Origin of the sequence: Ostreiculturibacter nitratireducens, from assembly GCF_032670585.1 — a bacterium.
In the GTDB taxonomy this organism is placed as follows: Bacteria; Pseudomonadota; Alphaproteobacteria; order Rhodobacterales; family Rhodobacteraceae; genus Ostreiculturibacter; species Ostreiculturibacter nitratireducens.
The window spans coordinates 1,359,027-1,378,913 of record NZ_JAVQHL010000002.1 but is presented as its reverse complement, the minus strand read 5'-3'; the positions used below and the strand labels follow the sequence as shown (position 1 = coordinate 1,378,913).

At 65.1% G+C, this 19,887-nt stretch carries 15 protein-coding genes and 1 pseudogene; 13 read left to right on the top strand and 3 right to left on the bottom strand.

What is annotated here, in order from left to right; all coding sequences use genetic code 11:
* Positions 1-187: 187 nt before the first annotated feature.
* Positions 188-952 carry a DeoR/GlpR family DNA-binding transcription regulator gene (locus ABCN56_RS14105; RefSeq protein WP_343081427.1) on the top strand — a complete coding sequence of 255 codons (765 nt, stop codon included), beginning with the start codon at positions 188-190 and terminating at the stop codon, positions 950-952.
* A gap of 60 nt (positions 953-1,012) precedes the next feature.
* Here ABCN56_RS14105 and ABCN56_RS14100 read toward each other — a convergent pair whose 3' ends face one another.
* Together ABCN56_RS14100 and ABCN56_RS14095 are read right to left on the bottom strand one after the other, a co-directional pair.
* Positions 1,013-3,046 (bottom strand): DEAD/DEAH box helicase, encoded by a 2,034-nt coding sequence (locus ABCN56_RS14100; RefSeq protein ID WP_343081426.1) that lies wholly within the window; start codon positions 3,044-3,046, stop codon positions 1,013-1,015.
* A gap of 462 nt (positions 3,047-3,508) precedes the next feature.
* The gene (locus tag ABCN56_RS14095; RefSeq protein ID WP_343081425.1) at positions 3,509-3,712 is read right to left on the bottom strand and encodes a hypothetical protein; all 204 of its coding nucleotides are present in this window, start codon (positions 3,710-3,712) and stop codon (positions 3,509-3,511) included.
* Positions 3,713-4,349: 637 nt separating this feature from the next.
* Between ABCN56_RS14095 and ABCN56_RS14090 the strand changes: the two genes are divergently transcribed.
* The 6 genes from ABCN56_RS14090 (at position 4,350) to ABCN56_RS14065 (ending at position 11,411) form a co-directional block, all read left to right on the top strand.
* A complete protein-coding gene (locus ABCN56_RS14090) occupies positions 4,350-5,507 on the top strand; it encodes a mandelate racemase/muconate lactonizing enzyme family protein (RefSeq protein ID WP_343081424.1) in 1,158 nt (385 codons plus the stop codon).
* Positions 5,504-7,066 (top strand): ABC transporter substrate-binding protein, encoded by a 1,563-nt coding sequence (locus ABCN56_RS14085; RefSeq protein ID WP_343081423.1) that lies wholly within the window; start codon positions 5,504-5,506, stop codon positions 7,064-7,066. The genes ABCN56_RS14090 and ABCN56_RS14085 overlap by 4 nt, the downstream gene beginning before the upstream one ends.
* A 106-nt stretch (positions 7,067-7,172) precedes the next feature.
* Positions 7,173-8,126 (top strand): ABC transporter permease, encoded by a 954-nt coding sequence (locus ABCN56_RS14080; RefSeq protein WP_343081422.1) that lies wholly within the window; start codon positions 7,173-7,175, stop codon positions 8,124-8,126.
* 4 nt (positions 8,127-8,130) lie between these two features.
* Positions 8,131-9,045, top strand: coding sequence for an ABC transporter permease (locus ABCN56_RS14075; protein WP_343081421.1), 915 nt, complete (start codon positions 8,131-8,133; stop codon positions 9,043-9,045).
* A 4-nt stretch (positions 9,046-9,049) separates the two neighbouring features.
* Positions 9,050-10,666, top strand: a complete 1,617-nt coding sequence (locus ABCN56_RS14070; protein ID WP_343081420.1) for an ABC transporter ATP-binding protein — start codon at positions 9,050-9,052, stop codon at positions 10,664-10,666.
* Positions 10,659-11,411: an SDR family NAD(P)-dependent oxidoreductase gene (locus ABCN56_RS14065; protein ID WP_343081419.1), complete on the top strand. Its 753-nt coding sequence runs from the start codon at positions 10,659-10,661 to the stop codon at positions 11,409-11,411. Before ABCN56_RS14070 ends, ABCN56_RS14065 begins: the two co-directional genes overlap by 8 nt.
* Here ABCN56_RS14065 and ABCN56_RS14060 read toward each other — a convergent pair whose 3' ends face one another.
* Positions 11,412-12,299 (bottom strand): LysR substrate-binding domain-containing protein, encoded by an 888-nt coding sequence (locus tag ABCN56_RS14060; protein WP_343081418.1) that lies wholly within the window; start codon positions 12,297-12,299, stop codon positions 11,412-11,414.
* 164 nt (positions 12,300-12,463) lie between these two features.
* Between ABCN56_RS14060 and ABCN56_RS14055 the strand changes: the two genes are divergently transcribed.
* The 6 genes and pseudogenes from ABCN56_RS14055 (at position 12,464) to ABCN56_RS14030 (ending at position 19,736) form a co-directional block, all read left to right on the top strand.
* The gene (locus ABCN56_RS14055) at positions 12,464-14,071 is read left to right on the top strand and encodes a fatty acid--CoA ligase (RefSeq protein WP_343081417.1); all 1,608 of its coding nucleotides are present in this window, start codon (positions 12,464-12,466) and stop codon (positions 14,069-14,071) included.
* Positions 14,071-15,254: pseudogene (locus tag ABCN56_RS14050) on the top strand (thiolase family protein). Before ABCN56_RS14055 ends, ABCN56_RS14050 begins: the two are co-directional and overlap by 1 nt.
* A 195-nt stretch (positions 15,255-15,449) precedes the next feature.
* Positions 15,450-15,941 carry a hypothetical protein gene (locus ABCN56_RS14045; RefSeq protein ID WP_343081416.1) on the top strand — a complete coding sequence of 164 codons (492 nt, stop codon included), beginning with the start codon at positions 15,450-15,452 and terminating at the stop codon, positions 15,939-15,941.
* 15 nt (positions 15,942-15,956) lie between these two features.
* The gene (locus ABCN56_RS14040; protein WP_343081415.1) at positions 15,957-17,060 is read left to right on the top strand and encodes a glycine cleavage T C-terminal barrel domain-containing protein; all 1,104 of its coding nucleotides are present in this window, start codon (positions 15,957-15,959) and stop codon (positions 17,058-17,060) included.
* Positions 17,061-17,067: 7 nt separating this feature from the next.
* Entirely contained in the window at positions 17,068-18,435 is a 1,368-nt protein-coding gene (locus tag ABCN56_RS14035; RefSeq protein WP_343081414.1) for an FAD-dependent oxidoreductase, read from the top strand.
* Positions 18,432-19,736, top strand: coding sequence for an FAD-dependent oxidoreductase (locus ABCN56_RS14030; protein ID WP_343081413.1), 1,305 nt, complete (start codon positions 18,432-18,434; stop codon positions 19,734-19,736). Before ABCN56_RS14035 ends, ABCN56_RS14030 begins: the two co-directional genes overlap by 4 nt.
* The last annotated feature ends 151 nt before the right edge of the window (positions 19,737-19,887 follow it).

Below are 19,887 nucleotides of genomic sequence, written 5' to 3'. Positions count from 1 at the left end.
CGCAGATAAAAGACACAAAGCCCCTTGAAATTCGGGCTCTACACCCAGACTAAAGGCACCGCCGCATGCAGGACAGACAGGCGACAGGGGAAATCCGGCGGAGAATCACGACATGTTCGCTCACGGCTGGCTTGCGTTCTTGTTCCTTTGCCCGCCATAAAGCCCCAAACGAAGAGGGCCTCGCGCAATGCCGCAGACTTTCCGCCAACCCGAGATACTCGAGATCGCCCGCCGCGAGGGCAAAGTCTCCGTCGAGGAGCTCGCTTCGCGCTTCGACGTCAGCGTGCAGACGATCCGCCGCGACCTGACCGAACTCGCGGATACCGGCAAGCTCCAGCGCGTTCATGGGGGGGCCGTTTTACCCTCCGGCACGTCCAACATCGGCTACGAACACCGGAGAACCCTGAACTTCGAGGAAAAGCAGCGCATCGCGAGGGCCTGCGCCGCCGACATACCTGACAATGCCTCCGTCTTCTTGAACATCGGCACCTCGACCGAGGCCGTCGCGCGGGAAATGCTGCACCATCGGAACCTGATGGTTGTCACCAACAACATGAACGTCGCCAACATCCTGGTGGCGAACCAGGACTGCGAAATCATCGTGGCCGGCGGCAACCTGCGCCGCTCCGACGGGGGTCTGGTGGGCAGCCTGACGACAGAGGTCATAAGCCGCTTCAAGTTCGATCACGCCGTCATAGGCTGCTCGGCTTTGGATGAAGACGGCGATCTCCTGGACTTCGACATACAGGAAGTCGGCGTCAGCCAGACCATCATCCGTCAGTCGCGCAAGGTGTTCCTGGTCGCCGACCACTCCAAGTTCGCCCGGACCGCCCCGGCGCGCATCGCTTCGCTTTCGGAGATCGACGCCTTCTATACAGACGCCCCCCTCCCCTCGGACTTGTCGGTCCGCAGCCGCGACTGGGGCGTGAGGGTCGTGCTGGCCGATCGCTAGCACCGACATCCGAAACAGACGACTGACGCCGCCATCCGGCCCGGTGGCCGGGCGGACCTCCTATCGCTTCCGACGTTCCGGAGGCTTGCGACCGCCGTCACGGTTCGGCGCCCGCTTGCCGGGCTTCCACGGACCCGCCTTGCCCCGCCCTGGCGACTTGGACCGTTCCGTGTCGCCGGGTGCATCGGCCGCCGTCGAGGCCGGCTTGCCCTTCAGCTTGGCGGCGGACTTCTGCCCGGTCTTTCCGGTATACGGCTTGGACGGTTTTCCCTTGGGCGCACCGGCCTTGCCATCCCGTGCCTGAGCCGGCCTGGCCTCGTCGAAGCCGGGGGCTGGCTTGCGCTCAGGCGCCGGCGCGAAATCGCGGGACCCGACATTCTCGGCTTCATGGCTGGCCGCGCGGGGCGTCCTCGCCTTGCCAGGCCGGGGTTTTGCCCCCTCATCCCAGGGCTTGCGGCCCTTGCGAGCGTCGTGCGAGGCCCCCGGCCCTTTTGTGTGGGCGCGGCCCTGCGGTTGCAGATCGGGCGCGCGGTCCAGCTGCCGGACGGCTATGCCCTCTTCAAGGACGGCCTCCGGGCCGAGAGCAGCGAGAAACCCATCGACGCTTCCCTCGGAAAGTTCGACGAATGTCTCGGCCTTCTGCACCCTGATTGCGCCGATGGCAGATCTGTCGAGGTTGCCCGCGCGGCAAAGAAGCGGAAGGAGCCAGCGCGCCTCTGCCTGGTCATCACGACCGAGCGAAAGTGCGAACCAACGGCTGGGGCCGAAGTCCCTGTGGTCCCTCGCGACGGGTTTCTCGTCGGGCGGAGAGAGCTCTTCCGGCGCGGACTGGCGCGAGCGGTAGAGGCGCAGATAGGCCGCGGCAATTGCCTCGGGGCTATGGCGCGCGAGAAGTTTCGCGGCGAAGGCCGTCTGGGCCTCGGTCGGGGCTTCGTCCCACGCGGGGTCAGCCAGAAGCCGCTCCTCATCGCGGCGGAGGATGTCTTCGGCGGAGGGCGCTACGACCCACTCCGCCGATATCTTGGCCCATTTCAGGAGCTGCTCAGCCTTCTTCACGGCCTTCGGCGGCACGATGAGGGCCGAAACACCCTTGCGCCCGGCGCGGCCCGTGCGGCCGGACCGGTGCAGCAGGCTCTCGGTATTGGTCGGCAGATCGGCATGGATCACGAGGTTGAGATTGGGCAGGTCGATGCCGCGGGCCGCAACGTCGGTGGCAACGCAGATCCGCGCCCGGCCGTCGCGCATGGCTTGCAGCGCGTGCGTGCGTTCGTTCTGACTCAATTCGCCGGACAGGCTCACCACGGCGAAGCCACGGTTGGCGAGCCGCGCGGTGAGGTGATTCACGGCCGCGCGCGTGTTGGCGAAAATGATCGCACTTTCGGCATCGCGGTAGCGGAGCAGGTTGAAGATGGCGCGATCGCAGTCCGGCGCGGCCACTCGCACTACCTGATAGGAGATGTCGGCATGCTGCCGGGCGCCCCCGAGCGTGCTGACCCGGCGGGCATCGCGCTGATACTTCTCGGCGAGCTTCGCGATCCCCGGTGACACCGTCGCCGAAAACATCAGGGTGCGCCGGTCCTCGGGCGCTTTCCCGAGCATGAATTCGAGGTCCTCACGGAACCCGAGGTCGAGCATCTCGTCGGCCTCGTCGAGCACCACGGCGCGCAGTCCGCTCATGTCGAGGGACCCGCGTTCGATATGGTCGCGCAGCCGGCCCGGCGTCCCGACGACGATATGCGCCCCCCGATCCAGCGCACGCCGTTCGTCGCGCATGTCCATCCCCCCCACGCAGGACGTTACCCGCGCACCCGTCTTCGCGTAGAGCCAGCTCAGTTCCTGCATCACCTGGAAGGCAAGCTCGCGGGTGGGCGCGATGACGAGGGCCAGTGGCGCGGCGGCCAGGCCGAAACGCTCCGCCTCGCCTAGGATCGTCGGGGCAATTGCCAGGCCGAATCCCACGGTCTTGCCCGAACCAGTCTGAGCAGAGACGAGCAGGTCCGAAGTCGCAAGATCAGGATCAGCCACCGCCTCCTGCACCGGGGTAAGTGTGTCATAGCCGCGCTCGGCGAGCGCATCGGAGAGGGAGGGGGTCATGGAGGAAGGGTCCGTGGGATGATGGCGAATGTCGCCTTGGGACGCAGTCGAAACCGCGAAAGACCGGTCCCTTTAACGTCAGACGCGCCAAATGTATATGGCGATCTCACACTCCTCGACCGGTTCATTGACCCACCCGCTTGGGTGGTCCGTGCCGCGTGTCAATTCGCGAGCGGTCCCCCCCCGCGTCCGGGATGACGGCTTCCAGTGCAGCCAAACGGTATTCGAGGCCACCGCAGAGCCACTCTCTGCTCCTGTCCCCACGCGAAATGCGACGAGGTCGAATGGCGTTCACGGTGGGGATCGGGGGCCACAAGCAGGGCTCATGCGATCTGAAAAATCCTATATTCCAGAGGGCCTTGGCGGAGGGAACGGAACCCGGATCGAACCTTTCTCGCGTCGGGTTTTGGACAAGTGGGCCCTGCTGTCGCACCAACCCTTGAGGCGCGGCCAGGGGAGCATTCAATGGCCATTCGCCGATTCCATTTCGAAGGGGCGTTTCCTCCCAAGCGGATCGGCATTCGCAATGAATACCTCGTTAACGAAGCCGATCGCCGCACGAATGCGCGGCGCCTTGGCCATCGCAACGTGGACCTTTGCCCGGGCAATCCGCGACGCCACCGGACAAACCGCCACGCGGTGCAGATCCGGATCGCTGTCACCCACGAAGCAGTCCGGCACGCCGGTCCCTGATGCCGGTCGATCAGCGCCGCACCGGCGCTGATGTGTTCCCATGTTCTGCACCGCCGTCTGCCAGCAGTCGCGAGAGCGTCAGGCGGTAAGGTGAGGTTGGGCTAGAAGTCGGCATTGGACGGCCTGCGCTATCCCGTTCAAGGATGGCATGGGCCGTCCGCAAGGCGCGGATCCGAGCAAGATCGGGCTTCGCCCCTGCGACGGATGCGGCGACGGCCCAGGTCCGGCCGCTCCGTCGTGAGAAGCTGACCGGGATGCCCAGCTGGGTCTGATTTGCCGCACGGGGATGGTCATCGGCATTCTCATCAGGCCCGAGGCTTTCCTCTGACCTTCGGCGCAGATGCGGGCAAGGCAGTCCATCGCATTGGGCCGTTCCGCCAGGCTGGGGAGCGCCACAAATCGCTGCCCGACGGCGATGCCATCCGCCATCACGGGAATGATCGGAACAGGCCCGGCACAGGGCCACTGCGCCTTCCCGTGTCTTCGGCTTTTTCGGGGCATGGATAACTCCCATTCGCCCAATGGCTCGCATTTGGTTGTTTGCCCCGACCGGCCCTGCAGGGAATCCTCTGTTGACAACTGGTCAGTCTGCGCGAACACAAAGGTTTTGATGAACCGCATCGTCCGGATGGAAACTTTTCACGACGAGTTCGTCTGCTTCGTGCGTGTCACGGCGGATGACGGGGCTATCGGCTGGGGGCAGACATCCACCTACAACGCAGACATCACCGCCCAGGTCTTCCACCGCCAGATTGCTCCCTGGGCGCTTGGCGCGGACAGCCACGACATTGCGGGACTGGTTCATCTGATCGAACGGAGAGAGCACAAGTATCCCGGAAGTTACCGCGCGCGGGCCCTGGCAGGTCTGGATACCGCGCTCTGGGATATGGCCGGCCGGCGCGCGGGCAAGCCCGTGGCCAGCCTGATCGGCGGCGGACCGCAGCGCATACGCGCCTATGCCAGTTCCATGAAACGCGACATCTCGGCCGCAGATGAGGCCGCGCGTCTGGTGCGGCTTTGTGGAGAGCAGGGGTTCACCGCCGCGAAATGGCGGATCGGCGCGGAATGCGGCGACGACATCGACGAATGGCCGGGCCGGACCGTGGAGATCATCCCGACCGTGGCGCGCGCACTCGGCGACGGAATCGACAAGCTGGTCGATGCCAATTCAGGCTTCTCGGTTCCTCGGGCGATCGAGGTGGGCCGGATGCTCGCCGACCATGGGGTCAGCCACTACGAGGAACCGGTGCCCTACTGGGATCTCGATGCGACAAAGGCCGTGACCGATGCGGTGCCCATCGACGTGACGGGCGGCGAGCAGGACTGGGACCTCGTGACCTGGAAGCGCATGATCGACATGCGCGCGATCGATGTGGTCCAACCCGACGTCATGTACATGGGGGGCATGACGCGCACGCTCGAGGTCGCCCGCATGGCCGCCGCCGCGGGTCTGCCCTGCACGCCGCATTCGGCCAACCTGTCACTCGTCACCATGTGCTCGATGCACCTGCTGGCCGCGATTCCGAATGCAGGAAAATATCTTGAGGTCTCCATCGAAGGGGACGATTACTATCCTTGGCAGCGGAACCTGTTCCTCGGCCGACCTTTCAAGGTGACCGACGGCCACGTTGCCGTGACGGATGCTCCGGGTTGGGGCGTAGAGATCAGCCCGGCATGGCTCGACCGCGCCACGTATTCGGAGGCGGCCCTGGAAAACTTCAGACCAAGCGCCTACGGCGCACTTTATCACAAGGGAGGAAAACTATGACGAACCTGAGATTTCCGCGCGGGATGTCCCGCCGCGGGCTTCTGAAAGGCGCCGCCGCCATCGGTGCGGCCGGCCTGATTCTTCCGGCGAGCCTGGGCGCCGCCCGTGCCGAACCGAAGAAGGGCGGAGTCTTCCGCGTCGGCATCGGCCACGGCTCTTCGACGGACGGCTACGATCCCGGCCTTTGGGACAACCTCTATGCTCAGACCTTTGCCGCCTCCCGCCACAACCAGCTGATCGAGATCGCCGCGGACGGGAATCTCGTGCCGGAAATCGCCGAAAGCTGGGACTCAGCGGACGGCATGACCTGGGTCTTCAAGATCCGGGAGGGCGTTACCTTCCATTCCGGCAAGCCGGTGACGCCGGATGATGTGGTCGCCTCGCTGAACCACCACCGCGGCGAAACCTCGACCTCGGCGGCAAAGCCATATTTCGACGCGGTCACCGACATCAAGGTCGACGGGCAGAACGTGGTTATCACGATCTCGGCCCCGAATGCCGATTTCCCCTATCTGATGTCGGACTATCACCTGGCGATCATGCCGGGCACCGATGGCAAGATCGACCCGACCTCCTCGGACGGCTGCGGCGGCTATATCGTTGAGAGCTACGAGCCCGGCGTCCAGGCGACGCTGAACCGCAACCCGAACTACTGGAAGTCCGACCGCGCCCACTTCGACCAGATCGTGCTTCTGTCGATCCTCGACCCGGCAGCGCGGCTGAATGCCCTCATGACGGGCGAGGTGGACACGATCGACCAGATCGACCCGGCCACGATCGGCCTTCTGGAAGGCCGTGGCATCGCCAAGATCCTCTCGATCTCGGGCAATGCGCATTACGTCTTCCCGATGGACAGCCGCGCTGCGCCCTTCAGCGACAACAACGTCCGCCTGGCGCTGAAATACGCCTTCGACCGCCAGGAACTGGTGGACAAGATCCTTGCCGGCCACGGCTCGGTGTCGAATGACAACCCGATCGGCCCGGCAAACCGCTACTTCTTTGCGGAATTGGAGGCCAAGACCTATGATCCCGACAAGGCCAAGCACTACCTGAAGCAGGCCGGCATGGACACGCTGGAGGTCACGCTGTCCGCCGCCAATGCCGCCTTCTCGGGCGCGGTGGACGCCGCCGTCCTGATGAGCGAGAAGGCCGCCGCCGCGGGCATCACCATCACGGTGGACCGTGCGCCGGACGACGGCTACTGGGACAATGTCTGGATGAAGAAGCCGTTCTGCGCCTCCTACTGGGGCGGCCGTCCGGTCGAGGACCAGATGTTCACCACCGCCTACAAGACGGGCGCATCCTGGAACGAAAGCTTCTGGTCGAACGAGAGGTTCGACGCGCTGTTGGCTGCCGCACGGTCCGAACTCGACGAGGCAAAGCGCCGCGACATGTACCACGAGATGCAGCAGATCGTGTCCTTCGAAGGCTCGACCATCATCCCGATGTACAACAACTACGTGATGGCTGTCGCCAACGCCGTGGCAACTCCCGAAAAGGTTTCGAACAACTGGAACCTCGACGGATTCCGTTGCGTCGAGCGCTGGTGGTTCGCCTGAGCCTTAAGGACTGAAGCGAGGGCACCGGCGCATCGCCGCCGGGCCCCATCGCCATGTGTTGGCAAGGCGGCAGCAAGACCGCCGAACAGGTCCAAGGGGGGAAAGAATGAACGAAATCTGGCGCTTTATCGGGCGCAGGCTGCTTTTGGGCATCCTGACCCTGTTCGTCATCTCGGTGGTGATCTTCGGCGCGACCGAACTCTTGCCCGGCGACCTTGCCCGCGAGCTTCTGGGGCAGTCGGCGACCGAAGAGACCCTGGCCCAACTGCGCGAACAGCTTGGCCTGAATGATCCCGCTCCCGTGCGGTACTGGAACTGGCTGACCGGCGTGCTGCATGGCGATTTCGGGGTTTCGATGGCGACCAAGAAACCGATTGTCGACCTTGTGGGGGCAAGGCTGGGCAATACGCTGTTCCTGGCGCTGTATGCCGCTGCCCTTGCCGTACCGATATCGCTGGTCCTTGGCATCCTGGCCGCGCTGTGGCGCAACTCGATCTTCGACCGCGCCTCGAACGCCCTGGCGCTGACCTCGATCTCGTTCCCCGAATTCTTCGTGGCCTATATCCTTGTCCTGTGGCTGGCGCAGACCGGCTTCTTCCCGTCGATGGTGCGGATCACCGGGTCCACGACCTTCGGCGACCGGCTCTACATGACCTTCCTGCCCGCGCTGACGCTCACGCTTGTCGTCACCGCCCACATGATGCGGATGACGCGGGCGGCGATCATCAACCTGCTCGCCAGCCCCTATATCGAGATGGCGCGGCTGAAAGGCATGTCGCCCCTGCGCGTTGTGCTGCGCCACGCCGTGCCGAACGCGCTTGCACCGATCATCAACGTCGTGGCCCTGAACCTCGCCTATCTGATCACCGGCGTGGTGGTGGTCGAGGTGGTCTTCGTCTACCCGGGCCTTGGGCAATTGATGGTCGATGCGGTGACGAACCGCGATATCGCCGTGGTACAGGCCATCGCGCTGATCTTCGCTTCGGCCTATGTGCTTCTGAATCTCATCGCGGACGTTCTGTCGACCATCACGAACCCGCGTCTGATGCACCGGAGGTAAGGCAATGACGATTCTTCTTTCCCTGATCGTCGGCCTCGCACTCTTCTTCGTGATCGGCCATGCGGCTCGGATCGCCCTGCGCGGACTGGCCCCGGCTCATTACAAGCCCACTTTCCGCGACATGCCGCTCACGGCCTCCTTCGGCCTTGCGGTCATCCTCGTCTATGTCGTGGTGGCAGTTCTGGCACCCGTCATTGCGCCCTTCGGCGAGGGCCAGGTGTTGGGGGGCCAGTATCTTCCCTGGGCCTCGCCCCATTACCTTGGCACCGACAAGCTGGGCCGCGACATGCTGACCCGCCTTGTCTACGGCGCACGCAACACGGTGGGCATCGCTTTTGCCACCACGGCCCTGGCCTTTGTCGTGGGCTCGATCCTTGGCATCTGGGCGGCGCTTGTCGGAGGTTTGCTGGACCAGTGGCTTTCACGATTTGTCGATGCTCTGATGGCCATTCCGGCGCTGATCTTCTCGCTTCTTCTTCTGACGATCTTCGGCACCTCGGTTCTGACGCTGATCCTTGTCATCGCCGCCGTCGACGCCACAAGGGTCTACCGGCTAGCTCGGTCGGTTGCGCAAGGCATCGTCGTGATGGATTACATCGAGGCCGCCCGTCTTCGCGGCGAAGGGATGTGGCGGCTGATCCGCCGCGAGATCCTTCCCAATGCCGTGGCGCCCCTGGTCGCCGAGTTCGGCCTGCGCTTCTGCTTCGTCTTCCTTTCGATCTCGGCGCTGTCCTTTCTCGGCCTTGGCATCAAGCCGCCGACCGCCGACTGGGGCAGCATGGTGCGTGAAAACGCCACCCTGATCACCTTCGGGGACATCACGCCGCTTCTACCCGCAGGTGCCATCGCGCTGTTGACGGTTGCGGTGAACTTCGTGGTGGACTGGCAGTTGCACCGCGCCAGCGGGCTGAAGGAGTGAAGCCATGGAAGAACAGGTGCTTCTCACCATCAAGGGGCTTCGCATCGAAGGGCGTTCGGGCGACCAGTGGCATGAGATCGTCAAGGGCGTGGACCTTACGCTGCACCGGGGCGAGGTGCTGGGCCTGATCGGGGAATCCGGGGCGGGCAAGTCGACGCTGGGCCTTGCCGCAATGGGCTTTGCGCGCGACGGCTGCCGCATCTCGGACGGCACGATTGACTTCGACGGGATAGACTTGCGCACGGCCCCGGAGGCCGTGCGGCGCGGTCTGCGCGGCAAACGCATCGCCTATGTCGCGCAGTCGGCGGCGGCAAGCTTCAACCCCGCCCACAAGCTGATCGACCAGTATTGCGAAGCGCCCGTTGTCCATGGCGTCATGTCGCGCGAAAAGGCCGAGGCCGACGCGGTGGAGCTTTACCGCCGCATGCGACTGCCGAACCCCGAGGAAATCGGCTTCCGTTATCCGCATCAGGTGTCCGGCGGGCAATTGCAACGGGCGATGACGGCCATGGCCATGTCCTGCCGGCCGGATCTCATCGTCTTTGACGAGCCGACCACGGCACTCGACGTGACCACCCAGATCGAGGTTCTGGCCGCGATCCGCGACATCGTGCGGCAGTTCGGCACGGCGGCGATCTATATCACCCATGACCTTGCCGTGGTCGCCCAGATGGCCGACCGGATCAAGGTTCTCCTCCGCGGCGACGAAGTGGAAGAGGCCGATACCCGCAGCATGCTCGCCGCCCCCCGCGAGGACTACACGAAGAGCCTCTGGGCCGTCCGCAGCTTCACCCGGCCGGAACAGCCCCCGGCCTCGGGAACGCCCGTCGTCTCGGTCCGCAATGTTTCGGCAGGATATGGCGTGGTCGATGTCCTGAAGGACATTTCGTTCGACATCCACGCACGCCGCACGGTGGCCGTGGTGGGGGAAAGCGGCTCGGGCAAGTCGACTGCCGCCCGGGTCATCACCGGCCTTCTGCCGCCGCGAAAGGGAGAGGTTCTCTTCAACGGCAAGCCCCTGCCCCCCAGTTTCAAGTCGCGTTCGCGCGAGGAACTGCGCCAGTGCCAGATGATCTACCAGATGGCCGACACGGCGTTGAATCCCAAGCTCACCTTGCGTGAGCTGATCGGACGGCCGGCCGAGATGTATCTGGGGCTGAAAGGCAAGGCGTTGGAGGCCCGCGTGCGCGATCTTCTGTCGCTGATCGAGCTTGAGCCGGACCAGTTCATCGACCGCCTGCCTGGCGAATTGTCGGGCGGGCAGAAGCAGCGCATCGGCATCGCCCGCGCGCTTGCGGCGGAGCCATCGCTCATCATCTGCGACGAAGTGACCTCGGCGCTCGACCAGATCGTGCAGGAAGGGATCCTAAGGCTCCTCGACCGGCTGCAATCGGAACTTGGGTTGGCCTACATGTTCATCACCCATGACCTCGCGACCGTGAAGTCCATAGCCGACGAGGTCGTGGTGATGGAGCATGGCGTGGTGGTGGAGCGTGGAGCGAAGACCGAGCTGTTCGATCACCCGCATGAGCCCTATACCAGACTTCTCCTCTCCTCGGTGCCCGAGATGGACCCCGACTGGCTGACCCGTCTTCTGGCTGCAAGGGGGGAACATGCGTGACCTTGCAGGGGTTGCGGCGCTGGTCACCGGCGGAGCCTCGGGGCTTGGCCTTGCAACGGCGCGGGGACTTGCCGCTACCGGCGCAAGGGTCGCCGCGCTGGACCTGACGCCGGGCGAGGCGGAGCCCGGCATCCTGCATTTGGCCTGTGACGTGGCCGACGAGGGCTCGGTGGTGGCGGCCCTCGATGCAGCGGAAGCCGAACATGGCGCGGCGCGCATCGTGGTCAATAGCGCCGGCGTCCCGGGGTCGATGCGGCTTGTGGGCCGCGACGGGCCCGTGGACATGGGCCGGTTCGCCCAGGTGATCGGGGTGAACCTTCTGGGCACGGTCAGCGTGATGACCAAGGCGGCCGCGCGCATGATGGCCTTGGAGCCGCTTGGCCAGGACGGAGAGCGCGGCGTGATCGTCAACACCGCCTCGATCACGGCTTATGAGGGCCAGATCGGCCAAGGTGCCTATGTGGCCTCCAAGGGCGCCATCGCTGCCATGACCATCCAGGCCGCGCGCGAGTTTGCCGCCAAGGGCGTCCGGGTGCTGGCCATCGCACCCGGCCTCTTCAAGACCCCAATGGCCTCCGAGGTCCCCCCGGAAGTGGTCGAGGCAATCACCTCCGACTCCATCTTCCCTCGCCGCTTCGGTGAACCCGAGGACTTCGCAGACCTTTGCCTGTCGATGATCCGCAACCCGATGCTGAACGGCGAGGTGATACGGCTGGATGCGGGGGTGCGGCTCCGCGCTAGCTGATCACTCGCGCCCCTCGGCCGCCTCTGCCAGCAACCAGTCCCGGAACACCTCGGCATCGGGGTGCCGCGGACCCTTTTCCGGCGCGACCAGAAAGAACCCCTCCTTGATCGGCAGGGCCAGATCGAAGGCGGGGACAAGACGTCCCGAGGCGAGCTCACGTTCGAGCATTGAGGATCGACCAAGCGCCACGCCGCCGCTCTGGGCCGCGACCTCCAGTGCCATCGGCGTGGTGTCGAACCATAGGCCCGCCCCTGGATCCACCTGGTCCGCTCCTGCCGCGGCAAGCCACGTCGCCCACCCTTCCTGATAGCCGAGAACATGCAACAGGCGTTCCTTGGCCAGATCGTCCGGATCCGCCATCCGGGCAGCGATCTCCGGAAGGCACATCGGGATCAGTCGTTCCCAGGTAATCCTGTCGGCGGAGAAGCCGGACCACTTCCCGAAACCATACCGGATATCCAGATCGAAGGTCTCGGAGTCATAATCTTCGGCCCAGACAGACGAGACGATCCGCACCTGCGTCTTGGGGTGTGCCGCCAGGAAGCGCGGCAGGCGCGGGGCCAGCCACGTTATCGCATAGCCGACCGGCGCGCGAACCGAGAGGATGCCCAGGCGACGCCCGCCAAACACTTCGACCGTGCCTGCCGAAAGCCGTTCGAAGGCATCGTTCACCTTGGGAAGGTAGGCGGCCCCGGCCTTGGTCAGCGTCACGCTTCGCGGCAGGCGCTCGAAAAGCGGCTCGCGCAGATGATGCTCCAGAAGTTTCACCTGCTTCGAGATCGCCGCCTGGGTCAGGTTCAGTTCTGCCGCAGCATTCGTGAAGCTCAGGTGCCGCGCAGCAGCCTCGAAGGCGCGCAACCAGGGAAGGGGCGGCATCTGATGTGTCACTGGCGAAACTCCGTTCAATCGTCCCCGCATGCCTGCGCCCGGAATTCCGCCTTGGCTCGTAGCGACGCATGACTATTCGGAAACTGAGCTTAGCCCCTCTTTTCGTCATTTGTAAGTTGGCCATGACGTGCCTAGCGTCGGAATCGACGATTGGAGGAGACCTGATGGAGCCGCATTTCGCACTGAGCATCGGCCAGATCCTGCGCGCACCGGTGGCCCGCAATCCCGATCAGCTGATCGCTGACGGGAATGGCCGAGCAGTGACCTACCGCCAGTTCCACAACAGGGTAGACCGGCTTGCACGCGCACTCCGTGACCTGGGTCTGGCTCAGGGAGCTACCGTGGCCGTCATGGATTGGGACAGCCCGCGCTATCTGGAATGCTTCTTCGCAATCCCGATGATCGGGGCGACGCTGCACACGGTGAACATCCGGTTGTCGCCCGAACAGATACTCTTCACGATCAACCATGCCGAGGACGATGCGATCCTCGTCCATGAGGATTTCCTGCCGCTTCTGCTGCCTCTCCTGCCCCGGGTCGTCCGGCCTGTCACGCTGATCCTTCTCTCCGACAGCGAGGGCGTGGACCTTCCCGAGGGGTTCGCAGGGGAATACGAAGTGCTTCTGGCGCAGGCAGGGGGCCCGGTCAGCTATCCCGACCTGCCCGAGACCACGCGGGCGACGCTGTTCTACACCACCGGCACGACCGGCGATCCCAAGGGGGTCAGCTACACGCATCGCCAACTCGTGCTGCACACACTCGCGGTCACGGCGGATCTGGGTACGGTTCCCGGCAGCGGCGGGCTGAAGCGCGACGATGTCTACATGCCGATCACGCCGCTCTTTCACGTCCATGGCTGGGGCTTTCCCTATGTCGCCACCTTCCTCGGGCTGAAGCAGGTCTATCCCGGCCGGTACGACCCGGCCCGGCTGCTGGCGCTTGTCACGGAACATGGCGTCACATTTTCGCATTGCGTGCCGACCATTCTTGCCATGGTCCTTGGCGCACCTCAGGCGGCGACAACGGATCTTACGCGCTGGAAGGTCCTGATCGGCGGCTCCGCCTTGCCCGAAGGGCTGGCGCGGCAAGCGCGCTCCCGTGGCATCGACGTTCATGCCGCCTACGGCATGTCCGAGACTTGCCCCTTTGTCACCCATGCCGACATGGTGGCCAGCCAATCCTCCGATGACCTTTCCATCCGGACCGCCACGGGCAAGCCCGCGCCCCTTGTCGAGGTGCGGGTGGTCGACCCCGACATGACTGACGTCCCCCACGACGGCCGCACGACCGGCGAGGTGATCGCTCGGGCGCCCTGGCTGACGGAGGGATACCTGAAGAATTACGCCGCCCGCGCCGATCTGTGGCGCGGCGGGTGGCTTCATACCGGCGATGTCGGCCACATGGCGCCCGACGGAACGCTGCGGATCACGGATCGGCTGAAGGATGTGATCAAGTCGGGGGGCGAATGGGTGTCCTCGCTGGTGCTGGAGAACCTCGCCTCCACCGCGCCGGGCGTGACCGAGGTTGCCGCCGTCGGCGTGCCGGATGACCGCTGGGGCGAACGACCGGTTCTGGTGGCGGTGATCGAGGGCGACGGGGCGGTCGAGACAGCAATCCGCGCCCGGATCATGGCAGCGATAGAGCGGGGCGAATTGCCGAAATGGGCAGCACCCGACCGCATCTGCCCGGTTGCCGCCCTGCCCCGCACCTCGGTCGGCAAGATCGACAAGAAACGCATTCGTCAGATGCTCGAAGCCGGAGAAATCGCCTGATGCGCGAAGCTGTCGTCGTTTCCTACGCCCGCACGCCCATCGGCCTGGCCTTCAAGGGCAGCCTGAACAATGTCAAATCGCCCACCCTTGCCGCCCATGCGATCTCGGCGGCGGTCGTCCGCGCGGGGATAGATCCTCGCGAGGTCGAGGATCTGGTGATGGGCAGCGTCCTGACAGCCGGAACCGCCGCAATGAACCTCGGGCGGCTGTCCGCCTTGGCCGCGGGCCTGCCGGTCACGGTCGCCGGCCAAACCGTCGACCGGCAATGCGCCTCAGGGCTGCAGGTCATCGCCATCGCCGCGCATCAGATCTTGGAAGGCGGTATGGACGTCGTGATAGCCGCCGGTCAGGAGAACATATCGGCCATCCAGACCCCCTATTTCGACTGGGCCTCGCGCGAAATGGCCCCCTCGGTCACCGATCGCGAGCCGCTGGCCTATCTGCCGATGCTGGACACCGCCGAGGAGGTGGCTCGCGCCTGGGGCGTCAGCCGAGAAGCGCAGGACGCCTTTGCCCTGCAGTAGCCGCAGCGGACCGCCGCCGCGCAGACCGAGGGCCGCTTCGACACCGAGATCGCGCCAATCACTGCAACCCGGCTGGTGAAGGACAAGGCGACCGGAGAAGTGCGATCCGAAGTGGTCACGCTGGCGCGCGACGAAGGCAACCGCCCCCAGATGACCGCAGAAGCGCTTGCCGCGCTGAGACCCGTCCGCGAAGGGTGGTGGTCACGGCCGGCAACGCCAGTCAGCTCTTCGACGGCGCGCCGGCGATGGTGATGATGGAGCGGCGCGCGGCCGAGCGGCGGGGGCTGCCGATCATGGGGCTCTTCCGGACCATGGCGGTCGCGGGCTGCGCGCCCGAACACATGGGCATCGGCCCGATCCACGCCGTCCCGCGCCTTCTGGAGCGGACGGGGCTACGTTCCGCATCGGTAGGGCTGTGGGAGCTTAACGAGGCCTTTGCCGCCGAGGCGCTGCCCTGCATCGACAGGCTCGGCCTCGCCCCCGCCGCTGTCAACGTCGATGGCGGGGCGATATCGGTCGGACATCCCTATGGCATGACGGGCATTCGGCTGGCCGGTCACGCCTTGACCGAGGGGCGTCGCAGGGGTGTCTCGAACGCGGTGGTGTCGATGTGCGTCGGCGGCGGCATGGGTGCCGCCGGTCTGTTCGAGATCGGATGACCCCCATCATGACAAGAACAGGGCCTGAGCCAGAATATCCGTCATTTGCGGTACGCAGGCTCAAGGGGACAAGCTTTGGCCACGCGGCCGGGTCTCAGGTCGCGCTCCTTGACGGTTTTTCCGTAACTTACCCCTGCTGACGGGCTGAAGCCCATCGGCAGGGTCTTTGCGAGCTAACCAGAAAGCACAAGACCGATGACCCTGCGTTTGACGCCTTCCGGAATTGCCCTCGCAACCCTGTCGAGCCTTGGCGCGACACCGCTCCATTCCGAAACTCCGGACTGGACGCAGGTCGACTGCATGACGGCGATGCAACCGGACACGGCGCTCTTTCCGGACGTGCTGCTCGATCTGGTGTTCACGGCAACTGGCGATGCCCTACAGCTCGATCCGTGTCTTGTCCTCAGACCCGTCGCTGAACGGACCGCGAGCCTCCCGATCTGTCTGGAGCAGCCTCATGACGGCGAAACCTGGATCGGCAAGGCCAGCTTCGACACTCGGGGAGAGGAGACCACACCACTCAAGGTGCGGTTCACTTCGGTCTCCTCGGGCGGGCTCCCGTTCCGCAATCCCGACTTGGACCCTGCGTCCCGGGCCGCGGTTCCGGCCACGACTTCGCCTTCGGCTGCAGATCCGGCTGAGGTCTCTGCCGCCCTCGAAGCCGCCCGTGCCATCGACCTGTTCTGAAAACCGGAGCTCACCTTGTTTGGCATTACACCATCCGCCCGCCTGCGTCCCTCACCGTTCTACGACTCGACCCTCAAGGAAGGCGTAACCAGCTTCACCACCTACAATCACATGCTGATGCCCACGGCCTTTGGCGATCCAGAGGGCGAATATTGGCGGCTGATCAACGGCGTCAGCCAGTGGGACGTGGCGGTCGAGCGCCAGGTTCAGCTCAGGGGACCCGATGCGGGCAGGCTGGCGCAGATCCTTGCCCCGCGCGACCTGTCGAAACAGAAGGTCGGTCAGGGCAAATATGTGCCCTTGTGCAACCATCGGGGCGTTCTGATTAACGATCCCATTTGCCTGAAACTGGCCGATGACCTCTACTGGCTGTCGATCGCGGATTCGAACATCTGGTTCTGGGCCGAGTCCATCGCCGCAGAACGGGGACTGAACGTCGAGGTCAGTGAGCCCGACGTTTCCCCAATGGCCATTCAGGGCCCCAAGGCCGAGGATGTGGTCGCCCATGTCTGCGGCGACTGGGTGCGCGGGCTGAAATACTTCTGGTTTGGCGAGACCGAGATCGGCGGCATTCCCGTGGTCGTCCAGCGTTCGGGCTGGTCGAAGCAGGGAGGCTTCGAGATCTACCTGCGCGATGGATCCAAGGGCACCCGGTTGTGGAACATCTTCAAGGAAGCAGGCCAGCCTTGGAGCATCGGACCCGGAAGCCCGAACTGGTGCGAGCGGGTGGAATCCGGTCTGATTTCCTACGGCGGGGATACGAACAGCACGACGAACCCCTTCGAGGTGCGGATGGGCAAGTATGTCGACCTCGACGTGCCCGACGACACGGTCGGAATCCAGGCCCTGCGCAGGATCGCGGCCGAGGGTCCCAAGCGCTGTTCGCTGGGCCTGATCCTTGACGCAGGCAAACCGGTGAAGCCCGGCTTCCTCTGGAACCCGATCTTCAGGAACGGCCGTAAAGTGGGGGACTTGACGAACTGCATCTTCTCTTACCGGCTGAAGAAGAATATTGGCTTCGCGCTGATCGACCGGTCCTGCGCCATCGGCGACCGCGTCGAGGCCCGCATTGACGGTTTGATGCAGCCCGGTGCGCTCACCGACCTGCCCTTTCTCTGAGAGACCCATGAACCTCGATTTCATCACCGAACCCGCCCGCCATGTCCCTGTCATCCACCGGACCGATGTTCTGGTGGTCGGCTCCGGCCCCGGCGGGCTGGCCGCGGCACTCGCCGCCGCGCGCGCCGGGGCCGATGTCTGTCTGGTGGAGCGCTTCGGCTGTTTCGGTGGCAACATCACCGTGGTCGGGGTGGAGGGCTTTGCCTGGTACCGGCACGAGGAAACGGTCGAGGCAGATGGCATCGGGCGCGAGTTCGAAGAGCGGGCCAAGGCGATGGGCGCCGCCGTGCCCGAGAGCCAGTCGCTGAGCTATGAATTGGACAGCGAAGGCTTCAAGCTGGTCGCCGACGCGCTGGTAGAAGAGGCCGGGATCCATCCCATGCTCCACCGCCAGTTCGTCGCTCCGGTGATGGAGGACGACCGCATCGCCGGGATCATCGTGGAATCGAAAGCCGGCCGCGAGGCGGTCCTTGCCCGCGTAGTGATCGACGCCACGGGCGATGCCGATGTCGCTCATCGTGCCGGCGCGGCAACGCGCAAGACACCCGCCGAGCAGATGCAGGCGGCCTCGGTCATGTTTCACCTGGCCGGGGTCGACAAGGCCGCCTTCATGGCCGAGGTGAAGGCCGATCCCCAGACCTACAAGGATTGGTCGACCGGCGAGTGGTCGGTGGAAACCGACGGCAAGGAAGACGACATGTTCTCGCCCTTCCTCAAGAAGCCCTTCGCCCGGGCGATCGAGGAGGGTCTGATTCCGAAGCACCTCAACACAATCGCCGGGACCTGGGGTGCGATGCATGATACCGGCGAACTGACCTACATGAACCTCGTGCACCTCGCGGGAATCGACGGCACCGATCCCGACAGCATGACGAAGGGTGAGATCGAGGGCCGCAGGCAGGCGATGCTGGCGATCGAGGCGCTGCGCCGCTTCATGCCGGGCTGCAAGGGTGTCCGGCTGCGCAACTTCGGCATGACCATCGGCATCCGCGACACCCGCAAGCTCGACGCGGTCTACAATATGACCGAGACCGATGTGCGCCACGAAGGCCGGTTCGAGGATACCATCGGCATCTACCCCGAGTTCATCGACGGCTACGGCATTCTCATCATTCCGACCACAGGGCGGTACATGCACATCCCCTACCGGTCGATGCTGCCAAAGGGGGTCAGGGGGCTCCTGGTCACCGGCCGGGCCATCGGTGGCGACATGGTCGCCCATGCCGCCACTCGGAACATGGCCTGCTGTGCCGTGGCAGGACAGGGCGCTGGCGTGGCCGCGGCGCTCGCGGCACGCAATGGCCGGGATGTCCGAGAGGTGGATATGGGCGCGGTTCAGGCCGAACTGGTCCGCCAGGGCGTGCGGATCCGATGACCGGCCCCGCGCAAGGCACCAGCCCCCGCGAGATTGCCTGCGATGTCGCGGTCATCGGCGGCGGCACCGCCGGGTTCGGCGCGGCCCTTGCGGCGGCGCGCGCGGGCCTCTCGGTTCGGCTGGTCGAGGCCGGGTCCAAGATCGGCGGCGTCATGGCCTTCTGTCCCGGCATGCCCTGGGGGGGCGGCTATCCGCTGGGGCACAACATCGGCGGCATCTTCGGGGAACTGACAGGTCGGCTCACGGCGATGACGCCGCCGGCCGCCGAAGTCCGGCCCTGCGCGCTCGAGAATTTCGGCGCCGAAGTGCTTTACGATCACGAAGTCGCCACACTGACCATGTTCGAGATGCTGTCCGAGGCTGGAGTGACCCTGCATCTGAACAGCTTTGCCCTGAGCCCCCGGGTGGAGGGCGGTCGCATCCGGTCGATCGACTGCGCCGACCGGCGCGGCGCCTTCAGCATCCGCCCAAGCGTGGTGATCGACTGCTCCGGCGACGGCGATATCTCTGCCAAGGCCGGGGTGCCCTACACTTTGGGCGACGCGCAGGGCAACATGATGGCCGTCACCCTGTCGTTTCACATGATCGACGCCGATCCCGACAGGGTCTTTGCCGAAGGCGATCCCTATTTTCGGCACCACGCGGCAAGGGGCATCGCCGAAGGCAGGCTGCATCCCGACCTTGCCAAGCTCTACCTCATGCGCGGCTTTCACCCCGGAGCCGTGTTCTGCAATACCGTGACGATCCGCGGCGTGGATGGCACCGACCCCGACGCGGTGACCCGCGCAACCCAGGAGGGGCGCCGCCGCTGCCATCAGGTCGCCCGATTCCTGATCGATACGGTACCTGGGTTCGAGGCCGCGCAGATGTGGGGCGTCGGTCCCACCGTGGGCGTGCGCGAGACCCGCAAGCTGGAGGCCGTGTATCGCATCACCGGCGAGGACATCGCCCGCGCCACCAGGTTCGCCGACGGGATCGTCGCCTGCGACAACCCGATCGACGACGTGATGCGCAATACCGCCGAGATGACCCATGAGGCCGCAGTCGGCGGCGGGGAGTATTACACGATACCCTTCAGGTCGCTGATGCCGCGCCAGATCGGAAACCTTCTGTTCGCGGGCCGCCTGATCTGCGCCGATCCCGTCGCCTTTGCCTCGGTGCGGGGCATGCCGCAATGCATCGCGATGGGTCAGGCGACCGGCGTTGCCGCCGCGATGGCTCTGGAACAGGGCTGCGGGGTGCAGGCACTGGACTTGGCGGACCTCGTGTCGCGGCTGACCGAGCAGGGGCTGTGGACATGATGCGGTTGGTGCGCGCCCTCGATACCTCCGGGTTTGTGTGACTGGTTTTCTTCGCCATCACCCTTGCCGCATGGGCCGGGATTCTCGTCACCGCGCCGACGTCGCCTCTTGCCGGAAAACCGGCCTTGTTGCGCAAATCCTCCTGAGGCCG

Coding starts and splice junctions, on each gene's coding strand:
- ABCN56_RS14105 (WP_343081427.1), top strand. CDS start 188: ATGCCGCAGACTTTCCGCCAACCCGAGATACTCGAGATCGCCCGCCGC.
- ABCN56_RS14100 (WP_343081426.1), bottom strand. CDS start 3,046: ATGACCCCCTCCCTCTCCGATGCGCTCGCCGAGCGCGGCTATGACACA.
- ABCN56_RS14090 (WP_343081424.1), top strand. CDS start 4,350: ATGAACCGCATCGTCCGGATGGAAACTTTTCACGACGAGTTCGTCTGC.
- ABCN56_RS14085 (WP_343081423.1), top strand. CDS start 5,504: ATGACGAACCTGAGATTTCCGCGCGGGATGTCCCGCCGCGGGCTTCTG.
- ABCN56_RS14080 (WP_343081422.1), top strand. CDS start 7,173: ATGAACGAAATCTGGCGCTTTATCGGGCGCAGGCTGCTTTTGGGCATC.
- ABCN56_RS14075 (WP_343081421.1), top strand. CDS start 8,131: ATGACGATTCTTCTTTCCCTGATCGTCGGCCTCGCACTCTTCTTCGTG.
- ABCN56_RS14070 (WP_343081420.1), top strand. CDS start 9,050: ATGGAAGAACAGGTGCTTCTCACCATCAAGGGGCTTCGCATCGAAGGG.
- ABCN56_RS14065 (WP_343081419.1), top strand. CDS start 10,659: ATGCGTGACCTTGCAGGGGTTGCGGCGCTGGTCACCGGCGGAGCCTCG.
- ABCN56_RS14055 (WP_343081417.1), top strand. CDS start 12,464: ATGGAGCCGCATTTCGCACTGAGCATCGGCCAGATCCTGCGCGCACCG.
- ABCN56_RS14045 (WP_343081416.1), top strand. CDS start 15,450: ATGACCCTGCGTTTGACGCCTTCCGGAATTGCCCTCGCAACCCTGTCG.
- ABCN56_RS14035 (WP_343081414.1), top strand. CDS start 17,068: ATGAACCTCGATTTCATCACCGAACCCGCCCGCCATGTCCCTGTCATC.
- ABCN56_RS14030 (WP_343081413.1), top strand. CDS start 18,432: ATGACCGGCCCCGCGCAAGGCACCAGCCCCCGCGAGATTGCCTGCGAT.